Origin of the sequence: Fibrobacter sp. UWS1, from assembly GCF_002300445.1 — a bacterium.
Taxonomy (GTDB): Bacteria; Fibrobacterota; Fibrobacteria; order Fibrobacterales; family Fibrobacteraceae; genus Hallerella; species Hallerella intestinalis.
Genome location: NZ_NSGW01000002.1, coordinates 168,146 through 191,571 on the forward strand (window position 1 = coordinate 168,146; position 23,426 = coordinate 191,571).

23 protein-coding genes are annotated in these 23,426 nt (G+C 49.4%); 13 read left to right on the top strand and 10 right to left on the bottom strand.

Features of this window, described 5'->3' with window-relative positions; genetic code table 11:
- Positions 1–37: 37 nt before the first annotated feature.
- From BGX14_RS10680 to nrdG, 3 genes are all read left to right on the top strand, one after another.
- A complete protein-coding gene (locus BGX14_RS10680) occupies positions 38–2,383 on the top strand; it encodes a Tex family protein (RefSeq protein WP_095879882.1) in 2,346 nt (781 codons plus the stop codon).
- Positions 2,384–2,583: 200 nt separating this feature from the next.
- Positions 2,584–4,893 carry an anaerobic ribonucleoside-triphosphate reductase gene (nrdD, locus tag BGX14_RS10685; RefSeq protein ID WP_198951203.1) on the top strand — a complete coding sequence of 770 codons (2,310 nt, stop codon included), beginning with the start codon at positions 2,584–2,586 and terminating at the stop codon, positions 4,891–4,893.
- Positions 4,893–5,441 carry an anaerobic ribonucleoside-triphosphate reductase activating protein gene (nrdG, locus tag BGX14_RS10690; protein ID WP_095879883.1) on the top strand — a complete coding sequence of 183 codons (549 nt, stop codon included), beginning with the start codon at positions 4,893–4,895 and terminating at the stop codon, positions 5,439–5,441. The genes nrdD and nrdG overlap by 1 nt, the downstream gene beginning before the upstream one ends.
- Here the strand turns inward: nrdG and BGX14_RS10695 are convergent.
- Complete coding sequence (locus tag BGX14_RS10695) at positions 5,359–6,648, bottom strand: CotH kinase family protein (protein WP_095879884.1); 1,290 nt, start codon at positions 6,646–6,648, stop codon at positions 5,359–5,361. The genes nrdG and BGX14_RS10695 overlap by 83 nt on opposite strands.
- A gap of 11 nt (positions 6,649–6,659) precedes the next feature.
- On the bottom strand, positions 6,660–7,769 hold the full coding sequence (locus BGX14_RS10700; protein ID WP_095879885.1) for an acyltransferase family protein: 1,110 nt from the start codon (positions 7,767–7,769) through the stop codon (positions 6,660–6,662).
- 271 nt (positions 7,770–8,040) lie between these two features.
- On the opposite strand from BGX14_RS10700, the gene BGX14_RS10705 reads away from it, so the two are divergent.
- Positions 8,041–8,565, top strand: a complete 525-nt coding sequence (locus BGX14_RS10705) for a hypothetical protein (protein ID WP_158223299.1) — start codon at positions 8,041–8,043, stop codon at positions 8,563–8,565.
- 6 nt (positions 8,566–8,571) lie between these two features.
- Here BGX14_RS10705 and BGX14_RS10710 read toward each other — a convergent pair whose 3' ends face one another.
- The 4 genes from BGX14_RS10710 to BGX14_RS10730 form a co-directional block, all read right to left on the bottom strand.
- The gene (locus BGX14_RS10710; protein ID WP_095878741.1) at positions 8,572–9,531 is read right to left on the bottom strand and encodes an IS30 family transposase; all 960 of its coding nucleotides are present in this window, start codon (positions 9,529–9,531) and stop codon (positions 8,572–8,574) included.
- Positions 9,532–9,781: 250 nt separating this feature from the next.
- Positions 9,782–11,644: an apolipoprotein N-acyltransferase gene (gene lnt, locus BGX14_RS10720; protein WP_095879888.1), complete on the bottom strand. Its 1,863-nt coding sequence runs from the start codon at positions 11,642–11,644 to the stop codon at positions 9,782–9,784.
- Complete coding sequence (rsmI, locus tag BGX14_RS10725; RefSeq protein WP_073302755.1) at positions 11,641–12,327, bottom strand: 16S rRNA (cytidine(1402)-2'-O)-methyltransferase; 687 nt, start codon at positions 12,325–12,327, stop codon at positions 11,641–11,643. Before rsmI ends, lnt begins: the two co-directional genes overlap by 4 nt.
- A 9-nt stretch (positions 12,328–12,336) precedes the next feature.
- Positions 12,337–13,026, bottom strand: a complete 690-nt coding sequence (locus BGX14_RS10730) for a hypothetical protein (RefSeq protein WP_095879889.1) — start codon at positions 13,024–13,026, stop codon at positions 12,337–12,339.
- A 150-nt stretch (positions 13,027–13,176) separates the two neighbouring features.
- On the opposite strand from BGX14_RS10730, the gene BGX14_RS10740 reads away from it, so the two are divergent.
- On the top strand, positions 13,177–13,950 hold the full coding sequence (locus BGX14_RS10740; protein ID WP_233126523.1) for a UDP-2,3-diacylglucosamine diphosphatase: 774 nt from the start codon (positions 13,177–13,179) through the stop codon (positions 13,948–13,950).
- A 6-nt stretch (positions 13,951–13,956) separates the two neighbouring features.
- On the opposite strand, the gene BGX14_RS10745 is transcribed toward BGX14_RS10740, so the two are convergent.
- The 3 genes from BGX14_RS10745 to BGX14_RS10755 form a co-directional block, all read right to left on the bottom strand.
- Entirely contained in the window at positions 13,957–14,373 is a 417-nt protein-coding gene (locus BGX14_RS10745; RefSeq protein WP_073302747.1) for a hypothetical protein, read from the bottom strand.
- Positions 14,374–14,376: 3 nt separating this feature from the next.
- Complete coding sequence (locus tag BGX14_RS10750; RefSeq protein ID WP_073302745.1) at positions 14,377–15,018, bottom strand: hypothetical protein; 642 nt, start codon at positions 15,016–15,018, stop codon at positions 14,377–14,379.
- A gap of 70 nt (positions 15,019–15,088) precedes the next feature.
- Entirely contained in the window at positions 15,089–15,853 is a 765-nt protein-coding gene (locus tag BGX14_RS10755; RefSeq protein ID WP_073302743.1) for a hypothetical protein, read from the bottom strand.
- Between the two features lie 374 nt (positions 15,854–16,227).
- Here BGX14_RS10755 and BGX14_RS10760 point away from each other — a divergent pair, with 374 nt between their 5' ends.
- The 8 genes from BGX14_RS10760 to acpP all read left to right on the top strand — a co-directional run bounded on the left by BGX14_RS10760 (position 16,228) and on the right by acpP (position 22,398).
- Positions 16,228–17,097 carry a TIGR02147 family protein gene (locus BGX14_RS10760; protein WP_078775571.1) on the top strand — a complete coding sequence of 290 codons (870 nt, stop codon included), beginning with the start codon at positions 16,228–16,230 and terminating at the stop codon, positions 17,095–17,097.
- Entirely contained in the window at positions 17,087–18,445 is a 1,359-nt protein-coding gene (locus BGX14_RS10765; protein WP_143159316.1) for a hydroxyisourate hydrolase, read from the top strand. Before BGX14_RS10760 ends, BGX14_RS10765 begins: the two co-directional genes overlap by 11 nt.
- A 95-nt stretch (positions 18,446–18,540) precedes the next feature.
- Positions 18,541–19,059: a DUF177 domain-containing protein gene (locus tag BGX14_RS10770; RefSeq protein WP_078775569.1), complete on the top strand. Its 519-nt coding sequence runs from the start codon at positions 18,541–18,543 to the stop codon at positions 19,057–19,059.
- Between the two features lie 35 nt (positions 19,060–19,094).
- On the top strand, positions 19,095–19,277 hold the full coding sequence (gene rpmF, locus BGX14_RS10775) for a 50S ribosomal protein L32 (protein WP_073302738.1): 183 nt from the start codon (positions 19,095–19,097) through the stop codon (positions 19,275–19,277).
- Between the two features lie 26 nt (positions 19,278–19,303).
- Positions 19,304–20,272 carry a phosphate acyltransferase PlsX gene (gene plsX, locus BGX14_RS10780; protein ID WP_073302736.1) on the top strand — a complete coding sequence of 323 codons (969 nt, stop codon included), beginning with the start codon at positions 19,304–19,306 and terminating at the stop codon, positions 20,270–20,272.
- Positions 20,273–20,429: 157 nt separating this feature from the next.
- A complete protein-coding gene (gene fabD, locus BGX14_RS10785) occupies positions 20,430–21,359 on the top strand; it encodes an ACP S-malonyltransferase (RefSeq protein WP_095879891.1) in 930 nt (309 codons plus the stop codon).
- Entirely contained in the window at positions 21,356–22,096 is a 741-nt protein-coding gene (gene fabG, locus BGX14_RS10790; protein WP_233126524.1) for a 3-oxoacyl-[acyl-carrier-protein] reductase, read from the top strand. The genes fabD and fabG overlap by 4 nt, the downstream gene beginning before the upstream one ends.
- Before the next feature lie 56 nt (positions 22,097–22,152).
- Positions 22,153–22,398 carry an acyl carrier protein gene (gene acpP / locus BGX14_RS10795; RefSeq protein ID WP_073302732.1) on the top strand — a complete coding sequence of 82 codons (246 nt, stop codon included), beginning with the start codon at positions 22,153–22,155 and terminating at the stop codon, positions 22,396–22,398.
- Positions 22,399–22,500: 102 nt separating this feature from the next.
- On the opposite strand, the gene BGX14_RS10800 is transcribed toward acpP, so the two are convergent.
- Positions 22,501–23,391 carry a YitT family protein gene (locus tag BGX14_RS10800; protein WP_095880356.1) on the bottom strand — a complete coding sequence of 297 codons (891 nt, stop codon included), beginning with the start codon at positions 23,389–23,391 and terminating at the stop codon, positions 22,501–22,503.
- Between the last annotated feature and the right edge of the window lie 35 nt (positions 23,392–23,426).

Sequence of the window (23,426 nt, forward strand, 5' to 3'; positions counted from 1 at the left end):
AATTGTGTCCCACAAGACTCTATGAAGGAAAGGATATATGAATTTTTCGCAAGTTATTTCCGAAGAATTGAAAATTGAAGAATGGCGCGTTGCCAAGGCTCTGGAACTGATGGATCAGGGCGGAACGATTCCTTTTATCGCCCGTTACCGCAAAGACCAGACGGGAACTTTGAATGAAATTGAACTGCGCGATATTCAGCACCGCCGTGAATACCTGCAAGAAATCGAAGAACGGAAAACGACGATTTTAAAAAGCATCGAAGAACAGGGCAAGCTGACTCCGGAATTGAAAAGCCAGATCGAAGCGTGCAAGGACAAGACGCTTTTGGAAGACCTTTACGCTCCCTACAAACCGAAGAAGCGTACGCGGGCGACTATCGCCAAGGAATGCGGTCTGGAACCGCTGGCCCGCATCATCATGGCTCAGGAAGAAACGGACAATACGCCGGAAACCATCGGGCTTATCTATTGTTCCGAAGAAAAGGGACTCGCCGATCCGAAGGCGGCCATCAACGGAGCTTGCGACATCTTGGCGGAAGAGCTGGCGGACAACGCGACCTATCGCCAGTATTTGCGTGCGCAGATTGAAAAGCAGGGCCTTATGGTGTCCAAGGTTCGCAAGGAATTTGAAAAGCAGGAAACCAAGTTCAAAAACTACTACGACTTTTCGGAAGCGGTTTCGAAAATCCCGAGCCATCGAATGCTCGCTCTGCGCCGTGGCGAAAAAGAGAAGGTCCTCCGGCTTTCCATCGATATGCCGGATGCGGAATTTATTTCGTATTTGCAGAGTCAGGTGATTCGGAACGAGAGCGTCTGGAAACCGTATTTGGAAGAAATGTGCAAGGACGCGTGGGAACGCTTGCTCAAGGCGAGCCTCGAAAGCGAAGTCCGCTTGCTCTTGAAGGACAAAGCCGAAGAAGAAGCGTTCAAGGTGTTCAGCAAAAACCTGCAAGACGTTCTGCTGGCACCTCCGGCTGGGCACAAGGCGGTTCTGGCTTTGGATCCGGGTTTCCGCACGGGTTGCAAAGTGGCCGTTTTGGACAAGAACGGCAAGTTTATGGATCACGGCGTAATCTTCCCTCACGAACCGCAGAAGCGTGTCGCCGAAGCGGGCGATTATATTGCCGCGCTGGTCGAAAAATACGAAGTCGATTTGATTGCTATCGGCAACGGCACGGCCAGCCGTGAAACGGACGCTTTCGTGGCGGACATGTCGCACAAGTTCAAGGGCAAGAAGCCGGCTCGTGTGATCGTTTCGGAAGCGGGCGCGTCTGTCTATTCCGCAAGTCCACTCGCCATTCAGGAATTCCCGAACGAAGACGTGACGACCCGCGGCGCGATTTCCATCGGTCGTCGTTTGCAGGATCCGCTGGCGGAACTGGTGAAAGTCGATCCGCAGTCCATTGGCGTCGGGCAATACCAGCATGATGTGAACCAGCGCGAACTCAAGAAGCGTCTGGACGAAGTGGTGGAAAGCTGCGTGAACATGGTCGGCGTGGATTTGAATACGGCAAGTGCTCCGCTTTTGACCCATGTCGCTGGCGTTTCTTCGGCTTTGGCGGAAAACGTGGTCAAATACCGGGAAGAAAACGGGGCGTTCAACAGCCGCGAAGAGGTGCTCAAGGTCAAGGGCTTTGGTCCGAAGGCTTATGAACAGTCCGCAGGCTTTTTGCGCATTCCGGGAGCGGAAAACCCGCTGGATTGCAGTGCGGTTCACCCGGAAAACTACGGCTTGGTCGAGAAGATGGCCGCTAAAGCGGGCGTTCCGGTCAAAGATCTGGTCGGCAATGCCAGTGCCATCAAGTCGCTTTCTTTGGAAGAATTCCTTTCGGACACGGTCGGCAAGCATACTTTGGAAGACATCTTTGCCGAACTCGAAAAGCCGAGTCGCGATCCGCGTAGGGAATTCCGCTATGCCAAATTCAACGACAACATCAAGAGCATCAACGATCTTGTGACCGGCAGCTGGATGGAAGGCGTGGTCACGAATGTGGCGAATTTCGGAGCGTTTGTCGATATCGGCGTTCATCAGGATGGTCTGGTGCACGTTTCTGAAATCAGCGACAAGTTTGTGGACGACGCCAAAACGGTTCTCACCGTGGGCGATGTGGTCAAGGTGCGGATTCTCGGCGTGGATGCGGGGCAAAAACGCATTAGCCTGTCGATGAAGCAGGAACAGACGGATGGCGTTGCCGGTGCGGGTCGGAATGCGCGCAACCAGCGTGGCGGGCGTCCTCCGCGTCGTGAAGTCGGCATTCGTCCGCATGCGACCATTGCCGATTTGAAGGCGCGTCTGGGTGGAGCCAATCCCAAGAGCAAGCCGAACGTTCAGACGCAGAACAAGCTCTCGTCGATGCTGAAAAAATTCAAAAAAGGCCTGTAATTTTCAAAATAGGGTTAAATTCGGGCGAAAAGAGCTTCTTTTCGCCTGTTTTGACGTAGGCTCCTTTTTGTGAGGATAAACACATATTGTAGTGGATAACCTGTTGAAAACACAATATGTTGTGGATTTTGGAACGGACTAGCACAGCTGGTCCGTTTTTTTTGCTAATATGCAATTCAACAAATCACAAAGGATGAGATATGGTCTATGACGAGAGATTAGATGGAAATATGGATGTGGAAGCCCAGCAGCTCTACATCATGAAGCGTTCCGGCGAACGCGTGGCTTTTGACGGGGAAAAAATTGCGAATGCGATTCGGAAAGCGAATCAAGAAGAAGGAATCCTTTCGGACAAATTGACCGAGGAACAGATTGCGACGATTGTTTCCGGCATCGAAAAGGACGCACGCAATGCGAGCCGGGATCTTTCCGTGGAAGAAATTCAGGACAAGGTGGAAAATTTCCTGATGTCCACGGGACGCTATAATGTGGCTCGCTTGTATATCACATACCGTTATAAGCACAACGAGCTCCGCAAGATGAGCAATATCGACCAGAAAATTTCGGGCATCGTCGAGCGGGACAACGAGGAAGTCAAGCAGGAAAACTCCAACAAGAATCCGACGGTGCTTTCGGTGCAGCGCGACTATATGGCGGGCGAATGGAGCCGTTACTACACCGGTCGTTACCTGCTCCCCGAAGATGTGGTTTCTGCGCATAAGAACGGCCTGATTCATTTTCACGATGCGGATTATTTTGCGCAGCACATGCACAACTGCTGTCTGGTGAATCTGGGGGATATGCTGGACAACGGTACTTGCATCAGCGGTACGCACATCGATTCGCCCAAAAGTTTTAACACCGCTTGCACGGTGGCTTCGCAGATTGTCGCACAGGTGGCTTCGAGCCAGTATGGCGGCCAGACGATTACCATGTCCCATTTGGCGCGCTATGTGGATATCAGTCGGCAGAAAATTTCCAAGCGGCTCCGTGAAGAGTTTGCCGAAGCGGGGGTTGTCGTTGCCGAAGACAAATTGAAAAAAATCGTGGAAGATGAAGTCCGCAAAGAAGTGGAATCCGGCTGCCAGACGATTCAGTATCAGCTGATTACGCTGCAATCCACAAATGGTCAGGCTCCTTTTGTTACGGTCTTCCTTTACTTGCACGAAGTTCCCGAAGGGCAAATTCGCGACGACTTGGCTCTCATCATCGAAGTCATGCTGAAACAGAGAATTTTGGGAGTCAAGGACAATCTCGGTTTTTATATCACGCCGGCTTTCCCGAAATTGATTTACGTATTGCAAGACGACAATATGGAAGAAGGAACGCCGTATTTTTACTTGACCAAACTGGCTGCCGAATGTACTGCTCGCCGGATGGTTCCGGATTACATTTCCGAAAAAGTGGCGCTTTCCTTGAAAGGGGATTGCTACCCGTGCATGGGTTGCCGTTCTTTTCTGACGCCGGATCGCTTTACGGATGCGGGCAAGGGAAATCTCAGCAATGCCCAAAATTATGTAGAGGGAAAGCATCGGTATTACGGGCGCTTCAATCAGGGAGTTGTGACCATCAATTTGGTGGATGCGGCCTGTTCTTCGGGTGGCGATGAACAAAAATTCTGGGAAATCATGAAATCCCGGTTGGATCTTTGCCACAGGGCGTTGCGCTTGCGCCATGAACGCTTGCTGGGCACGCCTTCGGATGTCGCTCCGATTCTTTGGCAGGACGGCGCTCTTGCTCGGCTGAAGTCGGGCGAAGTCATCGATCGCCTGCTTTTCGACGGCTATTCCACTATCTCTCTCGGTTATGCGGGTCTTGCGGAATGCGTCTATTATATGAAAGGCGTTTCGCACACGAGTCCGGAGGGCGAAGCGTTCGGGTTAAAAGTGATGCAGCTTCTGAACGATTCCTGTGCGGCTTGGAAAGCGGCAGAAAATATCGACTATTCCGTCTATGGGACGCCTCTCGAAAGTACGACTTACAAGTTCGCGAAAGCCTTGCAAAAGCGTTTCGGCAAGATTCCCCATGTCACGGACAAGAACTACATCACGAACAGTTATCACATCCACGTGACCGAAGAAATCGACGCGTTCTCCAAGCTTTCCAAGGAAGCGGAATTCCAGAGGCTTTCTCCGGGCGGTGCCATCAGTTATGTGGAAGTGCCGAATATGCAGAACAATATCCCGGCGGTGCTTTCGATCATGAAGCATATTTACAATTCCATTCTGTATGCGGAATTGAATACCAAGTCGGACCTTTGCGACGTCTGCGGCTACACGGGTGAAATTCGGGTGGTCAAGGATTCGACGGGAAAGCAGGTCTGGGAATGCCCGAATTGCGGAAACCGCGATCAGATCAAGATGCACGTGGCGCGCAGGACTTGTGGCTATATCGGCACGCAATACTGGAACCAGGGTCGCACGGCCGAAATTGCGGATCGCGTTTTGCACGTCGGCATCGGAACTATCGCGGCGGATTCTTCCGAAAAAGTCAATTCGGTCGTCCGCTAATGCACGTTGGCCAGATTTACAATTCGGATTGTGCCAATGGGACGGGCATTCGCATTTCGCTGTTTGTTTCCGGCTGCACAATCCATTGTCCGGAATGCTTCAATTCGCAGACGTGGGATTTTCATTTTGGCGTCCCATACGACGAGAAAATCGAGAACCTGATTTTAAATGAATTGCGCAAGGATTTTTACGAGGGCATCACGATTCTCGGCGGGGAACCTTTTGAACCGTCCAATCAGGAAACCCTCGTCCAATTGGTGCGCCGCATTCGGAAAGAGTTGCCGCAAAAAAATATCTGGATGTTTTCCGGCTACGTCTATGACCGGGATTTGATTCCCGGCGGAAAAAGACATACGCCTTATACCGATGAGATTCTGGACTCGATTGCCGTTCTGGTCGATGGCCCGTTTATGGCGGCGAAAAGGAATATCGCTTTGCGCTTTCGCGGATCTGAAAATCAGCGAATCATTGATATGCCGCAGACTCGGAAGGCGGGGAAAGTAGTTCTGCATCCAGCCATGCAATCCGCTCTCGAATCCAGTCTTTAAGGGAATCTGCCGTATCTTCGTAGCGTTTAAAGGATTCGACGAATATCCAGAATTTTTCGCCTAGAATCGGCCAACGCTTGTATTCGTTTTTGGCAGCTGGGGTCAAGTATTTGACCGTGGAATCGACAGAATCGATAACTGCTTCAAATGCGGAATGGTGATTTTGCCAGTATTCCTGTACTTTTTTTAAAATCTCCGGATTTTGGAACAAAAGGGAAAACCATCCGTTGTTTCCTGTGGGCCAGTTTTCGGGTGAAATTTGATGCTTGAGCCCGATGCCGTAGGCCAAATCGAAATCCCAGACAGGCCCCATTTGCAAAGGGAATCCTTTTTTCCAGACAATGAAAATGCTTTTGTGAAAATAGCCGTCCTGATTTTTGGAAAATTCCTGAATGAGGTAGTAGCGGATAAGATCCTCCAAATCTATCCAATGGGAGATGGATTCCAGCGTTTTTGGGTTTTCGTTTTGCCAGAAAAACTCAAAAGAATGGATTTGATTTTTGACGAGACGGAATGCGCTGTCGGAGATGGGCGAGGGGTGTCGAATGAAAAAATGGTGGCCCGCGTCCGAAAAAAAGGCCGGATGCGATTTGCTTTCGTCATCGTCCGACGTTTTTTCCAGCAGAAATCCGTTTTCATTATCGGGAATGTTGACGCGGTGCTTTGCGACCTTGATGTTTTCCGTCAGCAGATAAATTCCACGGTAGTCCTTGTTCACGAATACTTCCACGAATTGCGAACGAGGGGAATACTCGTCTCCTAGCGATTTCGCCAACTGAAAAGAAATGCGGTTTCGCACGAGGCTCTTATCTCTGTGGTTGGAAATTAAAATCCAATCCTTGTCTTTGGGCATATCGAATAGCGGGACGGCATTTTCAAATTTCAATCGGTAGCTGTATTTAGAAAAGCTCCACGAAGAATTTCCGTGTCCCCGGATGGTTAAGTCGTAAATGCGACTTTCGGGAGAGTTCTTTCCGTAAATTTGCAATTTGGCTTTAACGGGAGTTTCTTTGTCGCGGATGCTCGTGGCGTTTTCGGTTTGAATGACAAGGCGCGGCAAGTTGGCGTAGGGATATTCGGAGTCGTCCAGCGGAAGATATTCAAATTCCTGTTCGGAAACGGAATTGAAATTCCAGAGGCATGCCGTAAGTAAAGAGGCAGCAAGAAAAGAAGCGGCGACAAGCATATTTCTGAACGGATTTTTCAACGGCGCACTCCTTAGCGAATGGACAAACTGGAAGAAACAGATATTTTTTCTTTGGCTATTAAACGGTAGAATTTACAGCGGAATAGCGGAATGGCGCAGATTACGCCGGCGATGACAATGGGAATCGCGAAATAAACGGTGCCGGGCTTGTCCAAGACGCTTTTGAAGACGATTCTGAGAACCAGTAGAATCCACCAGTGAACGGCCAGAATAATCATCCCGTTTCGGGAAATGTTCCGCAAAATCCCTTGGAAAAGGGAAAAGCAAAAAACTTTGGGAAAACGATTGGCAAGCAGAAAAAGCGAAAGAATGCCCCACGTTCCCATGAGCGAGCTGAATAGGAAAGACAGAAAATTTTTCCCCAGCGCGTTGTTCATGATGCTGAAATTCGGGTCGGGAGTTTCAAAGAATGCGTAAAGGACGGCGAATAGCAACGCCGATGCGACCAAAAGGAAAATTTTTGCATTTCCCAAAGTGAAAATGAATCCTTTGGAAATATAGCCCATTGCAAAAAAGAAAAACGTCGTGAGAATCCGCTCGATTCCCCAAGGAAGGTGGATGGCATAGCGGTTCGACAGCCAGCCTCCGGCCATTCCCAGTGCGGCCAAAAGCAGTAACGGCATTTTTTTGCCGGACGTTATTTTATGCGCGGCAAAAAACAGCAGGCTGACGCCGTAAAGATTGAAAACGAACCAGAGCGGCCCCGCTCCCACGGAAGATTTTCCCGCCACAAAAATTTTGGCCAGATTCCAGCCGATATATTGCCAGACATTTTGAATATCGGGGTGTATGCCGAGAATGCTCATTTTCGGGGACAGCGGGAAAAATTTTGCAAAGTGGTATAGCACGGGATCCATCGCGAGAAAGAGAAGGGACAGTAGAATGTAGGGAACAAGCAGAACTTTTGTTTTATGCTTTAGATATTCTAAAAAACGAGGGAAACGGCGATTGCTAAAAAGCATTCCCGAAAGGTAAAAGAATGCCGACATCCGGAAGGCCGAGCAGTGAAGCATTCCCATTTGGATATTCGCAAAAGATTGCTCCAGATGAAAAAGGCAGACAAGTAAAAGGATAAATCCTTTGCATTCGTCAATCCAGGGAATTCGTTCTGTGAATTGCATCACAATGAAAAATAGGTTTTCCACAATTTGCTGTGGGCGTCAAACCGTAAAAACCTTTGTTTTGGTAAACCGATTGAGAGCTGGGAGCTGAGAACTAAGAACTGGGAACTAAGAGCTAGCCACTCTCACGCAACAATTTTTTGAAAATGAATTTTTAGAAGTTGCCAATATTTACTGAAAAGAGGTTGTCTGTATGGACAATGATTATATTTTTTAGATAGCTCTGGAATGCAAAAGTGAAATTTCAGATGGTTGTTTTTTTGAGAGAGGATTGCTTGTGTTGAAATGGACGTGGCTCTCTGGATTGGCTTCGGATTGGAATATCTGGGAAGATGAATTGACCGTTGCCGATATGGATGCGGAACATCGCTTTGTCCCGTATGTGAAAGAAGTGCAATCTTTGCAGAACATCTATTCCCTTTCCGAAGTTAAAAATGCGGATGTCCTGGTCGGTATGGATTTTTCGGCGCTTTTAATGCTCAAATCTGTAAAGCACCGGCCCGTAAAACAAAAATGGATTCTTTTGGCCCCGATTATCGATTTTTGCCATGGGGAAGACGCGTGGCCGCAAAAGCAGGTGCTGCAAGTGGCGAAAGGCGTGCGAAAAATGCCCAAGGTCGCCTTGCAGGATGTTTTGAATTTGTTCGGACCTGCCGACGAAGAGTATTATGAAAGCTGGATGCGAACCGCCTTGCAAATGGATCCGGAGCTGATTGCTCAAGGGTTTGAATATCTGGCAAATGAAAAAGTGAATTCCCCGCTTGCGCTTTTAAATTGGGCGGATTTTCGTCGCTAACGCGACTTAGGTTTGTAGTTTAACTTGCGTATAAATATACTCTAAAGGGGTCATAAAGTCAAGCCTTTTTCGAGGCCTGTTGTTCAGTTTATCCTGTATCCAGCGAACTTTCCGGGGAGAGATTCCCTTGAACGACTCCTTCTTGGGAAGATATTGGCGTATTAGACCGTTCATGTTCTCGTTGGCACCGCGCTCCCAGGAGTGGTACGGGTTCGCAAAGTAGTAATCCGCCTTCATAGCTTTCGCTATTTCTGCGTGACAGGCGAACTCCTTCCCGTTGTCCGAAGTGATTGTGAGAATCTTGACTTCGAACGTTTTCTCAAAGTCCTTCAGCGCCCTCACAAGCGTTCTCTTCAGGTCTTTCGCGTTCTTCGTCGGAAGATACCTTATCAGGCTGTAATTCGTCATCCTGTCGTTGATCGTGAGCAGGTTCGCGTCATGGTCCGCGCTGTTTATCAGGTCTATCTCGATGTCGCCTACGCGTGATTTCTCGTCCACGATTGCCGGACGTTCCTCGATGGGCACGCGGCCTACAATCTGGCCTCTCTTGTCCTTCTTCTCCCCGCGCTTACGGTATGGTTTCTTGCCGTGCCGCAAGTGCTTCTTCAGGTCCTCGTCCTTGTTCACATGCCTGTATATCGTGGCGACGCTAGGGACACCCATCCCATCGAGTTTCGCGCGTCCGTTCACCTGTTCGGGAGAGTAGTCTTCCTTGATTTTCCCGTCCACGATTTTCCAGTCGTCCTCGTCGTAGTCGTAATGCAGGTGACTTGTCGCGGCAAGGAGGTCTGCCCGTTCCTGCGACTTGACCGGGTCGTAATGCTGGCGGCCGCCGCCCCTGTTTAGTTCCCTGTAGATTGTGGATTTGTGGACCTTCAGCTGCAAGGCTATGTTTTTCGGGGGGATCTTTGCCGCATTGAGCGCTCGTATTTCGTATCTTTGTGCTTGGTTGAGACTCACCGCCATGTCCTTTTTTGGTAGAATCGGCAAGGTAGAAAAGTTTCGGCCAGGTTCCCCAGGGGCTAGCCCTAGGGAACTTTTTTTCTTCCCGATTCAACCTATATCAGTCGCATTGACGGTGAAAATTCGCGTTGTGAAGTCCGTTTCGGCAAAGAAGACGAATGGATTACGGGCGCGGTCGTCGAAGCGGCAAAAAATTTATTGCAGGGCGCTCAAGTAAGCGTCCGTCCCAAGGTGGGGCATTGGCCAATGTCCCTTATCGATTAAGGCGAATCCGCGGAATGAGAATGGCCGCGAGCAAATAGGCAAAGAAAAAAGCGAGCAGGGCGTATTCGACGGCGTCTCCGATGCGGGAGTAGAGAGTGTCTCTTGTCCGTAGGGGAATGCGGCGTGTGATAACGCGTTCGGTGAAAAGCTCTGTTTTCAAATCCTCGTTGCCGTATTGATCAATAAATGCAGAAATGCCGGTATTGGTTCCGCGCACAATGGGGTATCCGTTCTCGATAGCCCGGTAGCGCAACTGATTCAGATGCTGCGCGGCCGCTGTGCTTTTGCCGAACCAGCCGTCGTTTGTGATGTCCACCATCAGGCGGGATCCCTCTCGGATGGAACGTCGTCCTTCGGCTCCGTAAATGGTTTCGTAGCAGATGTATGGACTCCAGGAATAGGGCTCAAAAACGGGGCGGCTTTTTCCGGGAACAAAATTGCCCTGCCCGACATCCACATAGTTGAGAATCGGGAATACATTGTCAAAAGGCAGTCTTTCGCTGAAGGGAACTAGATGCGTTTTGATATATCGCGTGTAATCGTTTTCGTCCGGCTTAAAAAGAAATCCGCTGTTGTAAAGGTTTACGGGGCGCGGCTTTTTGCCGTTTTTGTCGTAATCGAGAGCGCCGATAAAAATGCTTGTACGGGAATTTTGAATCCGTTTGTGAATCCAGCGTTTTTCCCGATTCCGCAGCCGGAGAAAATCGGGGATGGCTGTTTCCGGGAATACGACCAGATCCACATCGTTTTTTTCCCAATCGATGCTGTCGTCGGCGATTTGCCAGGTTTTAAAGACGACGGAATCGTAGTAGGCCTTGCTCCATTTGTTCGTCTGGTGAATGTTCGGCTGAACAATGGCGATCTTGGGAGCTTCTTTCGGGTCGGCAACATAGAAGGGCGAAGCTTCCGGCTTGGAGAGAATGCGGGAACCGTAAGCCCACAACAGTCCAAAAAAGACGAAAGGAACGGCGAACAGAATTTTTTTTCGGGCGGTAAAGGCCGCCGCTACAGAAAGGTTGCTCGCAATAATCAGGGCGGTATAACCGAAAACGCCGATGAGGGAAAGCGCTTGCAAAAGCGGCAACTGATTGCCAAGAGCGTAGCCCAGGTGACTCCATGGAAAACTGAAGTCGCCGATGCTGCGGGTCATTTCGAGTCCAGCGTAAAAGAGCGGGAACAGAATTAAAAGAATCGGGAATTTCCGAATCCGGATTTCCCTCGCTTTCACAAAAAGAACCGCCGCAATCACGTTGTAAACGCTGAAATAAGAAATGAGCAGAACGAGCCCGATTAAAATCAAAAGAGCGGGCCCCACGTTCATCACGTTGTAAATCCAGTAATAGTTGATGACGTTATACAGAAATCCGGACCAGAACGAGGCGAAAATCGCCATCTGCAAATTCGCTTTCAAAAGTACGATAAACCAAGGAACCAGAAATACAAAAGCCCCCGGACCCAAAGGCAAAGGCGGAAAGGCGAATCCGTAAAATCCCCAGCCGATAGAGCAGAGAGCCAAAGCGGTGAGGGATTCTTTTTCATGAATTCTTTTCCAGTTCCATTGAACAAAGCGGAAAAGCGCGAACAAGAGGAACGGCACAAAGACCGTGGCAAGTTGAATCAGGCCGACATGAGAATAGAGAATGTAGTCCAAGGCGAGTGCTAAAAAACCGACAAGGCAATAGGACCACAGGAATTTTGAAAAATGCCGCCGTGTTTTTTGGCGGAAGAGGAACGGCAACGCTCCAAGAAATGGCACGAGCTGGGCGTGAAACGTGTAAATGCCTTCGATATCCGGATTGGCGAGGACTAAGGCGGCGTTCAAAACAATCTGGACAAATAGGAATCCGATCATAAACCGCCCTTTCCTTGCGGATGGAACAGAAGAACATATTCTCCTTTCGGTTCTCGATTCTTGTAATGTTCCAGCAATTTCGTCGGCGTTTCTACCAGATGTTCTTCAAATTTTTTGGTGAGTTCGCGCATCAGGGCGATGGGAATTTCTCCAAAGACCTGCCGAATTTCATCGATAAATTTGACCAGATTGTGCGGGCTTGCATAAAAAATAAGCGTGGAGTCCGCAGAGGATTTCAATTTTTCAAGCAAGTGCAGCCGTTGAGCGCTTTTTTTCGGGGAAAAATTTTCGAAGCGGAATCGGTCCGTTGGCAGCCCGCTGGATACGAGCGCATTGATCATCGCGCAGGCACCTGGAATGCTGCGCACGGCGATGCCTTCCCGGACGCATTCTCGGACAAGGTTGAATGCGGGGTCGGCGATTCCCGGCGTTCCCGCGTCGCTCACGATGGCAATATCGCCTTGGGTTTTCAAGTACTCCACGTATTTAGGAGTCACTTCTTCTTTGTTGAAGTCGTGATAGCTTTCCATGGGCGTGCGAATCTCGTAATGTTCCATCAGAAGTCGGGAATGGCGGGTGTCTTCGGCGAGGATGAGCGAAACTTCTTGAAGAATCCGCACTGCTCGATAAGTAATATCTTCTAAATTCCCAATGGGAGTGGCGACGACGTAGAGTGTGTACATAGGTTGAAATTAGTAAATGTCGGAACGGATGGATTCGTCGGCGGGGAAGTTTTGCAACAAGGACTGCTTCAAACGAGCGACGAGCTTGCGGTGCACCATGTCGGCGTGTTCCTGCATATAGCCGTTTCGATACGGCCCATACCAAAATAGTCGAGGGTGTTCCTCTTCCCAAAGGGTTGCGCTTTGTACTTTCACGCCTTCGCAGATAAGTTCCGCTGCAAGCCGAATGGAAATGTCGTCCTCTCGGGGCATGGCCGGCCATAACGGGGCCAACAGTAAAATCCCGAAATACCAGGGGCTGGCGTAATGCTCACGGACATCGCCGGCAAAGGAAAGATGCAGCGTGCAGCCAGCAGGAATGGCACCGTTCAAATGGTGCGCATAAGCGTGTTGCAATTGTAGCGGAACGGAAACGGTGTCGTCGTCCTCTGTCGCGGAAAAATAAACGGGCGCAGCATTTTCCGTAGCCATTGGTGCCGATTCGCCGAGAGCGTCTGCTCGGTAAAGAGCGGGTGCGCAGGCAGAAAATAAAATGGCGGTGAGAATGAAAATGCAAAACTTCACTCCACAAAAGTAAAATTTTATGCGGACGAGAAATTTTCCGATAGAGGAAAGTTCCAAACCGGGCAAGCGAAAATAGCGGCGGCGAGCATCTTGTAGCCCGCGAGAAAAATTCACCTTGTGAAAAAGAAAGTTCACGTTTTGAAAAAGAAGTTCACCATGTGAAAGAATGTGCCCCGCTTTGAAAAGAGTTCATTTTGCGAAAAAAGTTCGCTCTTTGAAAAAAAATGAATTGCGAGTATTCGGAGAAGGATTGTATGTAATTCCCTTTTTTCTTTTAATTTTTCTTTGCTCGGACAATTTTTGGGATTTCCCGTATTTAAATTGCAATATATGTGCAAGCCTTCCTATTTTTTTTCCGATGCCCATCTCGGTGTGAACCCTCCCGGAGCCATTGAAAATCGCGAAGAACGGCTTGTCGCTTTTTTACGGGACCTGAAAGGGAATGCGGAAAAGATTTTTTTTGTCGGCGATTTGTTTGAATTTTGGTACGAATACCGGCATTATATTGCTCGGGGACATTTTCCTCTGTATCGGGCTTTGGGCGATTTGGTAGATGCGGGAACGGAAGTCCATTACCTGATGGGAAATCATGATTTTGCACTGGGAGATTTTTTCCCGAAAGAGTTGGGCGTTCAGGTGCATTGTTTCTTTGTCTGCAAAAACATTCAGGGACATCATATCTATTTGATGCATGGCGACGGCATTCCCCAAAAGGATTGGGGTTATCGGGCTGCGCGCAAGCTGATCGATGCAAAATGGGCGCGCTTTTTATTTCGAAAAATCCATCCGGATTTGGGGATGGATTTAGCGCTTTTTGTAGGGCGAAACAGCCGTCGCGCCGGAGCTTCCCGGCAAATACAAATCGAAGAATATCTTCAGGCGGCGACGTTAAAAATGCAAGAAAATGCCTGCGACATTTGCGTTCACGGGCATCATCATATTCCTGGAATCTGGGAAGTCCCTGCCGGGAAAGTCGTTTCAACGGGGCAGTGGCTGTATTCTTTGCACTACGCCAAATTGGAAAACGGAAAAATCGAATTGGTGACTTTAGACCGATAGAGCCGCTTAATTGCTCAGGCGTTCTTCGGAGGCGTTCCGCAAACCTTTGGCCTTGTTCGTCCCCCAGAGCTTATCGACAAAATCGTAGCTGAGGAATTTTTCCATATAGGTTTCCACCCAGCACCAGTGCAGCTTTTCACCATTTTCGCCTTCTTCAATCCAATGGTCCGGAGCCGAAAAACGGTGAGTCGCCGGAGCTGCCGCCCATTCGTTTGATGTATCGGGAGCGTCTGTAATCGTCCAGACTTTTCCTGCGGTTCTTTGCCAAATAAACACGTTAAAGGCAATGACGATCGCCAAAAAGATGAGGCTCCATTTGAAGTTCTTTTTGGTCAGCAAGAAGATAATGAGGAGCAGAATCAAGAGTGAAAACGCTCCGAAATTATAGTGGACCGAGTAGAAAGCTTTGAAAATGTCTATCATAGATTATTCGAGTTTAAGTGTCATGACCTGACCGGAAATCTGCACGCTGTAACGGACGTGGGATTCCGGAAGTTGAACGCCAAAGGAGTGGAATGTTCCCATCATCGACATACTGGCATGGCTTTCGATGGTGCGTACGTTCACAAGTCCTTTCTTGCCAAAAGTGAAGCGGAATGTTTTTTTCTTCGCGTCGTATTCGGGAGTCATCACGGGGTTTTTGATGGTATTGATGGCGGTGATGCAACGCTTGTCCAAAATCATCGTTCCGCGTTGGTCGATGGAAATCATCGGGAGTCCCACGGAATTGCGGCAGGCGAGCAAATTCCATGTGCCCGTTTTTTTCGCCCCTTTTTTCTGGAAAATGATTTTGTCGCCTTCTTTTGTCAAAATGGCGTCGCCCGAGCAAATTTTCATGCCGACGGCGTTCATGGCGCTGCGAAGGTAAAGAAGGAATGTCCCGTTGGATTGAAGAAAACGGTATGACGAGGTTTTGATCTTGCTGGTGGGGACAATGGCGATTCGGCTTCCCGCTTTATCGACCAGCACGTCGGCATACGGCGTGTTCTTCAATTTGAATTTTTCTGCGAGTTCCTTGGAAAAACGGATAAATCCGCGGATATCCAGTCTGGCTTTGTAGCTTTCCATATTTTATAACCTCATCTAAGAATTTATGTAAAATTTAGAAAAACAGCAAAAGACGGGCAAGGCGCATCCGTTACTTTGTAATCATTCCTGATAGCTCTGCTCGAAGAACTTCTAAAAAATTTTGCCCTTTCCGTTCGACCACTTTGAATTTTCCAGCGTGATTTTCCAGCAATTTTTGCAGATTTTCTTTTTTTCGCGGGTCGTTGGCGATGATGATGGCTGGCGCGGTCGTCGCATTTTGGAAATCCATCTTGGCGCGTGTTCTGCCTAAAAAAGCGGGGAAAAATATACGGTAGCGAGAGGATAATGAAGAATTGAAACTTTCAGCGGGATCCACCAGAATCGCCGCCTGTCCCAAACCCTGCGTCAGGGAATTATAGGCCGCGATAGAGCCTGTACCATGCCCGAGAAATAGGGGATTTTCGGCGTGGGCGCATCCGATCATCGCCCGAATGTCGCTCTTGTAGTGGGTTTCTCCGGGATTTCCTTCGCTGCCTGCAGAACCGCGGTAATTGAATGCGACAAAACGAAATGCGAGGGAACCTTTGGTGTTGGCGAGAAAAGTCGCCGCGTCTTCTCCGCCGTCGGCAAAATAAAGCACGGTGTTGGGCAAGCTGTCGTTCAAAATCCAGCCTTGCAAGCGTTTTCCGTCGTCTGTGATGCACATCACGGCTTCATCCCGTAAAATGTCTTCGGCGGCTTTGTCGGCCTCGGCTCTGGGGAAAGCGAGTCGCCGTTCCGAAAGAAGCATATAAAAAAGCAGGCTCGCATAAATGATGGCGAAAATGCCTGCAAATCGAAGAATCTTAAAGAATGATTTTTTCAAAAGTTCCATTTTGTGGGTAAAATAGCTATTTGGTGCCGTTTGTCTCGGCGAGAGTCCGCGTCGGGCGCCCTTTGAGTAGTTGGAACTGGGAACTGAGAGCTGAAAGCTGAGAACTGAAAGTTGGGAGTTGGAAGTTGGGAGTTGGAAGTTGGAAGGTTGTCCATAATTCCCCAAAAAAGAATCCCGTTCTCTTTGTGAAAACGGGATTCAAGGGATGGGATTGGGTGTTCCTTGAAAATAGACAAAAAAATGTCGGTTGGAAAGAGCGTTTGCGCTAAAAGTGTTCTCCAAATGTTCTTTTGCGAAAATTGCGGCAATTTTACTCAAAATTTTGCAGAAGGGTGTTCCCAAAAAAAGAGGAAAAATTTATCTTATGTGGAGCCATGAATGTGTTTGCGTATTACAATTATCGGAAATTTTTGCAGGACTATTACGAATATCGGAAATCGGTTCAGCGCTATTTCTCTTATCGGGCGTTTGCCAAGCGGGCGGGCTATTCGTCCAGCGGATTTTATTTGGACTTGGTCAAAGGGCGGAAGTCCCTGACCCCGCAGATGGTCCCGCGGTTTATTCATGCGCTCGGACTTTCCGAAAAAGAAGGGCATTATTTTAGTCTGATGGTGGATTTCACCCATGCGGAAACGCCGGAATCCAAGCAGGCGATTTTTGACCAGATGTCGGCACTTTTGCCGAGAACGCCCAAGGCACTTTCGCGTCAACAGGTGGATTACTACAAAGACTGGTATAATGTGGCCGTTCGGGAAGCGTTGTCCGTTTTGAATATCTCGGACAATTATCAGGACCTGGCATTCTTTATGAATCCGCGGATTACCGTTCCGCAGGCGAAGCGCGCTATCAAACTGCTTTCGGATTTGGGGCTTATCGAAAAAGAAAACGGTTTTTGGCGTTCGGTGAACAAGACGATTACCAGCGGACGGGAAATTCCGGCGTTTATTGTCCACAAGTTCCAAAAGGAAATGATGGATTTGGGGAAGGCTGCGGTCGATAATTACAGCACAGAACGGCGCAATGTGTCTTGTACGACGATGAGCGTGTCGCCACAGGGACTTGAACGCATTATCCATAAAATTGACGCTTTTCGCAAAGAAGTCGTGGATATCGTCCGCTCGGATGACAGTGAATCCATGATTTACGAATTGAACATCCAGTTTTTTCCGCTCTCCAAAGAATTGGAAATCCCGGCAGGCAGGTCGGATGCGGTTCGCGCACAAGGAGGAATCGATGAAAATTGATCGGCTGATTTTCGCCTTCTTCCTCGGCGCATTGGTTTGGGCTTGTTCCGATAGCAAGGTCGCGGGAACGGCTACCGATACGGAAAATACGGTTGCGGGATTGGTTCGGCTGTCGGACGGTTCTTCGGCGGATGGCGTTGTGGTGCGGCAGGTCGCGGTTTCTCGGGTCGCTTCTTCGACGACATATCTGGAAACCCGAACGGATTTACAAGGGGCTTTCGTATTTGATTCGACGATTGCGGACACCGTGAACATGGAATTTCGTTACCATGTCAAGGATTCCGTCCTTTCGCAGGCGCAGATTTTGCGGAACGTGTCGGCGAAAGAGGCAAATGCGCTGGATGTCCAGTTGAAAAGCGTCGCCACTCTTCGCGGGTCGCTGGAATCCATAGGTGCGGCTTCGGGCTTGGCGGGTTCGCATTTTATTGTCGCTTTGGACTCGACGACATTTATGACGGACGTCTTTGCTCCGGATTCTTTTGAACTTTCCATTCCGGAGGGCGATTACCTGCTGACAGTGCTTCCTGCGGATTCGGGTGTGGTTTCCAAGTTGCGGGCGTCTGGCTATACGGATTCGACCATCGTCCGACAAATCGCCGTATCGCTTTCCGCAGGAGAAATTCTGGATGTCGGCAATCTTCGCTGGAACGCTTTGAAAGAAAATCAGGCAAAACCGAAAATTTTGCAGGGCTCGGTGCGTTGGCAGGACAAAGCGGCAAAAGGAGTGTCCGTTCATGTGGTGACGGATCTTTACGGACTTGGAGTCGCCGACAGCTCTGCTTTTGTCACACAGGCCGTGACGGATTCCAATGGAATCTGGCGTGTGGAAGCGCCCGTTCCCGATTCCGTAGAAGGCCGCTTCCGTGTTGAATTCCGGGGAAAAGATTTGTTGGGCAATCATATTACCGGGGTGACGCCTTATATCGAAAAAACGAAATTGGAAGAACGCGCCGATACGATTCTGGTTGATGCGGTTCTTTTGTCTGCCGAGTCGAGTCTTCGGGGCTCGGTGTTCCTAGTGGTCGATATGCCGCAATCGTCTCGGCAAGACACCCTTTGTTGGGCGTATAGCATCCGGATCGGGATTCTCGGGACGAGCAATTTTAAAACGGTCAGCTCTTGCAACAAGGTGGAACTTTTGCACTTGCCGTCGGGAATTCAGGATTTTGTATTCTATTCTGGGGACGAATTGGTTATCCGCAATTTGAGAACTGGCGAGTTCAAGCGGGAAGATTACGTAAAAAGCGTGGAAGGCGTTGTTCTGCCGGAAGGAGCTGTTCTGGATCACCAGAACTTTACCTATACGCCCCCGATGCTGGAAATGAATGCGTTGAACGGCGGAAAATAAATGTTTTTGGACGTTTTGCCGCCTTTTCTGGATGTTTTTGCTCCCCATTTATTGACTGAATCCTTTTTTTCTAGTATATTTGCGTAGCCTTGAAAATGGAAATTTCAAAGATTGCATCCTGCAATGGTAAGTTGCAGGCGAGTTTCGCAAAGGACGAATCCGATGCGGGCGTTTTTGAAGAGCTCCGGATAAAAGGAGAACTTCATGCAGATCTTTCGGTTTTCCCAGAGGATTCCAACAAGTGGATTCTTTCGGGGACGCTTTTCGGGGTACAGGTTTTGGAATGCTCTCGCTCGCTGGAACTGTTCGACCATCCTTTTGAAACGCCGATCAGTTTCTGGGTGGAATTAGTCCCGGGACTAGCGAAGCAGGAATTGGACGATTCGGATGACGAAACTTTTGGAATTCGGATTCCGGCTGTCCAAGACCACGTGGATGTGACCGAATGTATTCGGCAACTGGTGATTCTCCAGGAACCGCTCCATCCGGTCAAGGATGATCCGGACAAGGCCTTCGTTTGGGAAATCGGCGAAAAGTCGTCAAAAACCAAAGAAGATCCTCGTTGGGAAAAATTGAAAGCGCTCAAGGACAAGATGTCGCATCCGAACGGATGATTCGGGTTCTTGAGCCGAACGATTAGGAGTTCAAAATGGCCGTACCAAAAAGAAAAACCTCTACGACTCGCCGTGACAAGCGCCGTACTCATTGGAAGCTCGAAGCTCCGGCGATGTCCACTTGCGACCATTGCGGTTCTGCAAAGCGTCCGCACCGCGTGTGCCCGGTTTGCGGCTACTACAATGGCGTAGAAGTCGTTCACATTCAGGAAGCTTAATTTCCATTTATAGGAGTTTACGCACCATGATCAGCATTGCACTTGATGCTTTTGGCGGAGATTTCGCTCCGGATGTCGTTGTCCAGGGGGCAATCAATGCCGTCAATAGTTCTGAAGGAAAGTTTGCGGTAGTTTTATGCGGTCCAGAGGCCGAGGTTAAGGCGAAACTCAAACAATTCGGATATGAAGGCAAGCTGATTCAGGTGGTGGACGCTCCTGAACTTGTCGCGATGGACGATCACCCGACCGAAGTTCTCCGTAAAAAACAGAATTCCGGTTTGGTGATGTGCGTTGCGCTGCAAAAGAAAGGCCTGGTTCAGGCCAGTGTTTCTGCGGGCAACTCTGGTGCCATGATGGCGTCTTGCCTGATGATTTTGGGACGCACCAGTGAAAATTTTGCGCGTCCGCCCATCGGTTGCATTTTGCCGACCGCCGCAGGGCAGTGCATTCTGGTCGATGCCGGTGCGAATGTGGATGAAAAGCCCGTTGTCCTCAAGGATTTTGCGCTGGCCGGTTCTGTTTTTGCCGAATGCCAGCTGGGTATTCAAAACCCGAAAGTCGGACTTTTGAATATGGGCGAAGAAGAAAAGAAAGGCCCCGCGTCCGTTCAGGAAGCGTATCAGCTTTTGAAGAACGCCCCGGTGAATTTTATCGGCAATATCGAAGGTCGCGACGTGGTCATCGGCAAAGCGGATGTCGTCGTTTGTTCGGGCTATGTGGGCAATGTCCTTCTCAAGATGTACGAAGGTTTCTACGAATTGCACCAGAAAATGTTCGGCAAAATCGATTCCGAAGCCGGAAAGAAATTTAATGAAGCGTTTGATTACCGCAATGCCGGCGGCGCCCTGCTTTTGGGCTTGAAAGGCACCGGAATCATTGCTCACGGGCGCTCCGACGCCAAAGCGATTGAACAGGCTGTCAAAGTCGCTTATGCCTTTGCGGAAAATAAGGTCCCCGAAAAGGTGGGGCAAAAGCTCGCCGGTATCGAAGCATAATGAAAAATTTTTCGTTCCTGTCGGCATTGTCAATGTGTAGGCAGGGATTGAACAGCCTTTTTATTAAACATGGATTTAAATTTCCGTCTGAAGTAGCGCATACTCGGACGGTTTTTATTATCTTCACACTGTCTGTCTGTTTATTTTGGAGTTAACTATGGCCAAGACCATTTTTGTTTTTCCCGGTCAGGGAGCCCAATACGTGGGCATGGGCAAAGCCCTTTCTGAATCGTTCGCTCCGGCGAAAGAACTGTTGCAGAAGGCCGATGACGTTCTCGGTTTTTCCCTGTCGAAGGTGATGTTCGACGGCCCGGAAGAAGATTTGAAAATGACGGCGAATACGCAGCCGGCTCTGTTTGTCTTTTCGATGATGGTCCTGGAAATTTTGAAAGCCGAAGGCATTCCCTTTGATCTGGTTGCTGGGCATTCCCTCGGTGAGTATTCGGCGATTTGTGCTGCAGGCGGCTTCTCGTTTGAAGACGGTTTGAAGCTGGTTCGTTTGCGCGGTAGCCTGATGGCGGAAGCCGGTCGGACAAATCCGGGAGCGATGGCGGCGATTATCGGCGTCGATGATGAAAAGATTCAGGCTCTTTGCGATGAAGCGAAAGATGCGGGCGTTGTCGTTCCTGCCAATTTTAATTGTCCGGGGCAGATTGTCGTATCGGGTGAAGTCGATGCGGTGAACAAGCTGGTTGCGAATTGTGCTTCTGCCGGAATTAAGGCGGTACCGCTGGCGGTGTCCGGAGCGTTCCATAGCCCGTTGATGCAGAGTGCTCAGCCTGGGCTTGCCGACGCGATTGCGCAAACGGCATTTCACGATTTGCAAAAGCCGCTCATTGCGAATGTGACGGCAAAAGAGGTGACCAGCGGAAATGAAATCAAGGATCTGCTGGTGCGCCAACTGGTGAGCCCGGTTCGCTGGAGCCAGTCCATGCTCTATGCGCAAAAAGAACTGGGAGTGACCGCCGGAGTGGAAGTCGGTGCTGGGCACGTGTTGGCGGGCTTGCAGCGCAAAATCGATCGCTCGGTAAAAATTTCGGCAGTGGAATCCGTGGAAGCGGTTCAGGCACTTAAAGGAGCGTTATGATTGATTTAAAAGGCAAAGTCGCCGTGGTGACGGGAGCGTCCCGCGGTATCGGTTTGGAAATCGCCAACACCCTGGCTCTCCAAGGGGCCCGTGTCGCTGTCGTTTCGACAAAGGAACGTCCGGAACTGGCAGAACGCCTGTCTTCAGAGACGGGATCCGAAGTCAAGAGCTATGCTTGCGATGTCTCGGATTCGGAACAGGTCTCTGCAACATTCAAGTCGATTCTGGAAGCCTTTGGGCAAATCGATATTCTTGTGAATAATGCCGGCATTACTCGGGACGGTTTGATGATGCGCATGAAAGATGCGGATTTTGACGACGTGATCAATACGAATCTCCGTTCGGCCTTTCTTTGCACTCGGGCCGTTGCCCGCCACATGATGGGACGCCGCTCGGGACGCATTGTCAATATGGCGAGTATCAACGGCATCCGTGCGCAGGCGGGGCAAGCGAATTATGCGGCCTCGAAAGCGGGAATCATCGGGCTTACCAAGACCAATGCCATGGAATTTGCGGCTCGGGGTATTACGGTCAATGCGGTCGCTCCCGGTTTTATTGAAACCGATATGACGGCCAAACTGACGCCGGAAACCCTCGAAAAATTCAAGAACGCCATTCCTGAGCAGAGAATCGGCACGCCGAAAGATGTGGCGAATGCGGTGGCGTTCCTCGTTTCGGATGAAGCGGGCTACATTACGGGACAAGTTCTCGGTGTGGACGGCGGCTTGGGCGCATAACTTGATATTTTGTCAAAAGTTTCTAAATTTAACCAAAACCTCAAATGGAGTTAAATATGACTGAAGAAGAACTTCTCAATAAAATTAAAGCCGTCGTTGTTGAAAAGCTCGGCGTAAAGCCGGAAGATGTGACGACCGACGCTTCGTTCGTAAACGATCTCGGTGCGGATTCTCTGGACCGCGTAGAACTGGTGATGGCTCTCGAAGAAGAATTTGATATCGAAATCCTCGATGAAGATGCTGAAAAGTTCATCAAGGTTTCCGATGTTCTCGCTTACATCCAGAATAAGCTGAACAAGTAATCCGATTCAGCTGTCGGCAACAGCTCTTTCGTCAAAGGGATCTGCTAAAGGTCTTGTGACGAAAGGGCTGTTTTCATTTTTAAAGAACCCGGCTTTGAAAATTTAATCCTTGGGTTTATTGTAGAACCTGCCGGACAGTTGCCCCGTCTTGATCACATTGAGAAAAACGGAGGGATCGGCTTGACGGATGGCGCGCAGGACCTTGTGCTCCTCTGCGGCGGAAACGACCGAATAGAGCATTTGGCGTTCTTTGCCTTGATAGCAGCCGATGCCCCGGAAAAGAGTGGCGTCATGGTTGGTCAGAGAACGAATGGCTTCATAAACTTCGTCCGGTTTATCGGTGATAATGAGGAGTGTCGCCTTCTGGTAATTTTTATACAGCACTTTCGTGGCTTGGGTCGTTGCAAATTGGAAAATAATCGAATACAGGGCTTTGTCCCAACCGAAAAGAATCCCGGCTGCGGTGAGAATGACGATGTTGAAGGCGAGAATGTAATTCCAGGCATCGGAACCGCTGCGTTCTGCAATAAAAATGGCGATGAAATCCGTTCCTCCGCTAGTCGCTCCGGCATAAAGGCAAAGGCTGATGGAAACCGCGCAAATAAGGCCTCCGAAAATAGCGGAAAGAAGCAGGTCGTTGGTGACGTGGAATGTTGGCAAGGCATCTGTGAAAACGCCGGAAAGCAAAATCATCTGGCAGGAAAGGAGCGTGTATTTTTTACCGATGAAAAAGAAACTCGCGATGGCGGGAATCGCGTTCAGGACGACGAGAGTGAGGGTGAACGGCAGATGGATGTTGCCGAATTTTTCTGCACATCCCTGCAAAAGCAGAGCCAGTCCGGTAAAGCCGCCGGGGAAGAGATTCGCGGATTTAACAAAAGTATTCAAGTCGAGAGCCATCAGCAGCGCCGCAGTGACAATGCAGAGTGGACGCCAAAACAAATCGCCCACCTGAAAAGACGACCGGTTGGAGAGGAAATTTTCTTTCGTCATAAAGGGGATATAGAAAATTTTCTGCTGAAAACCCA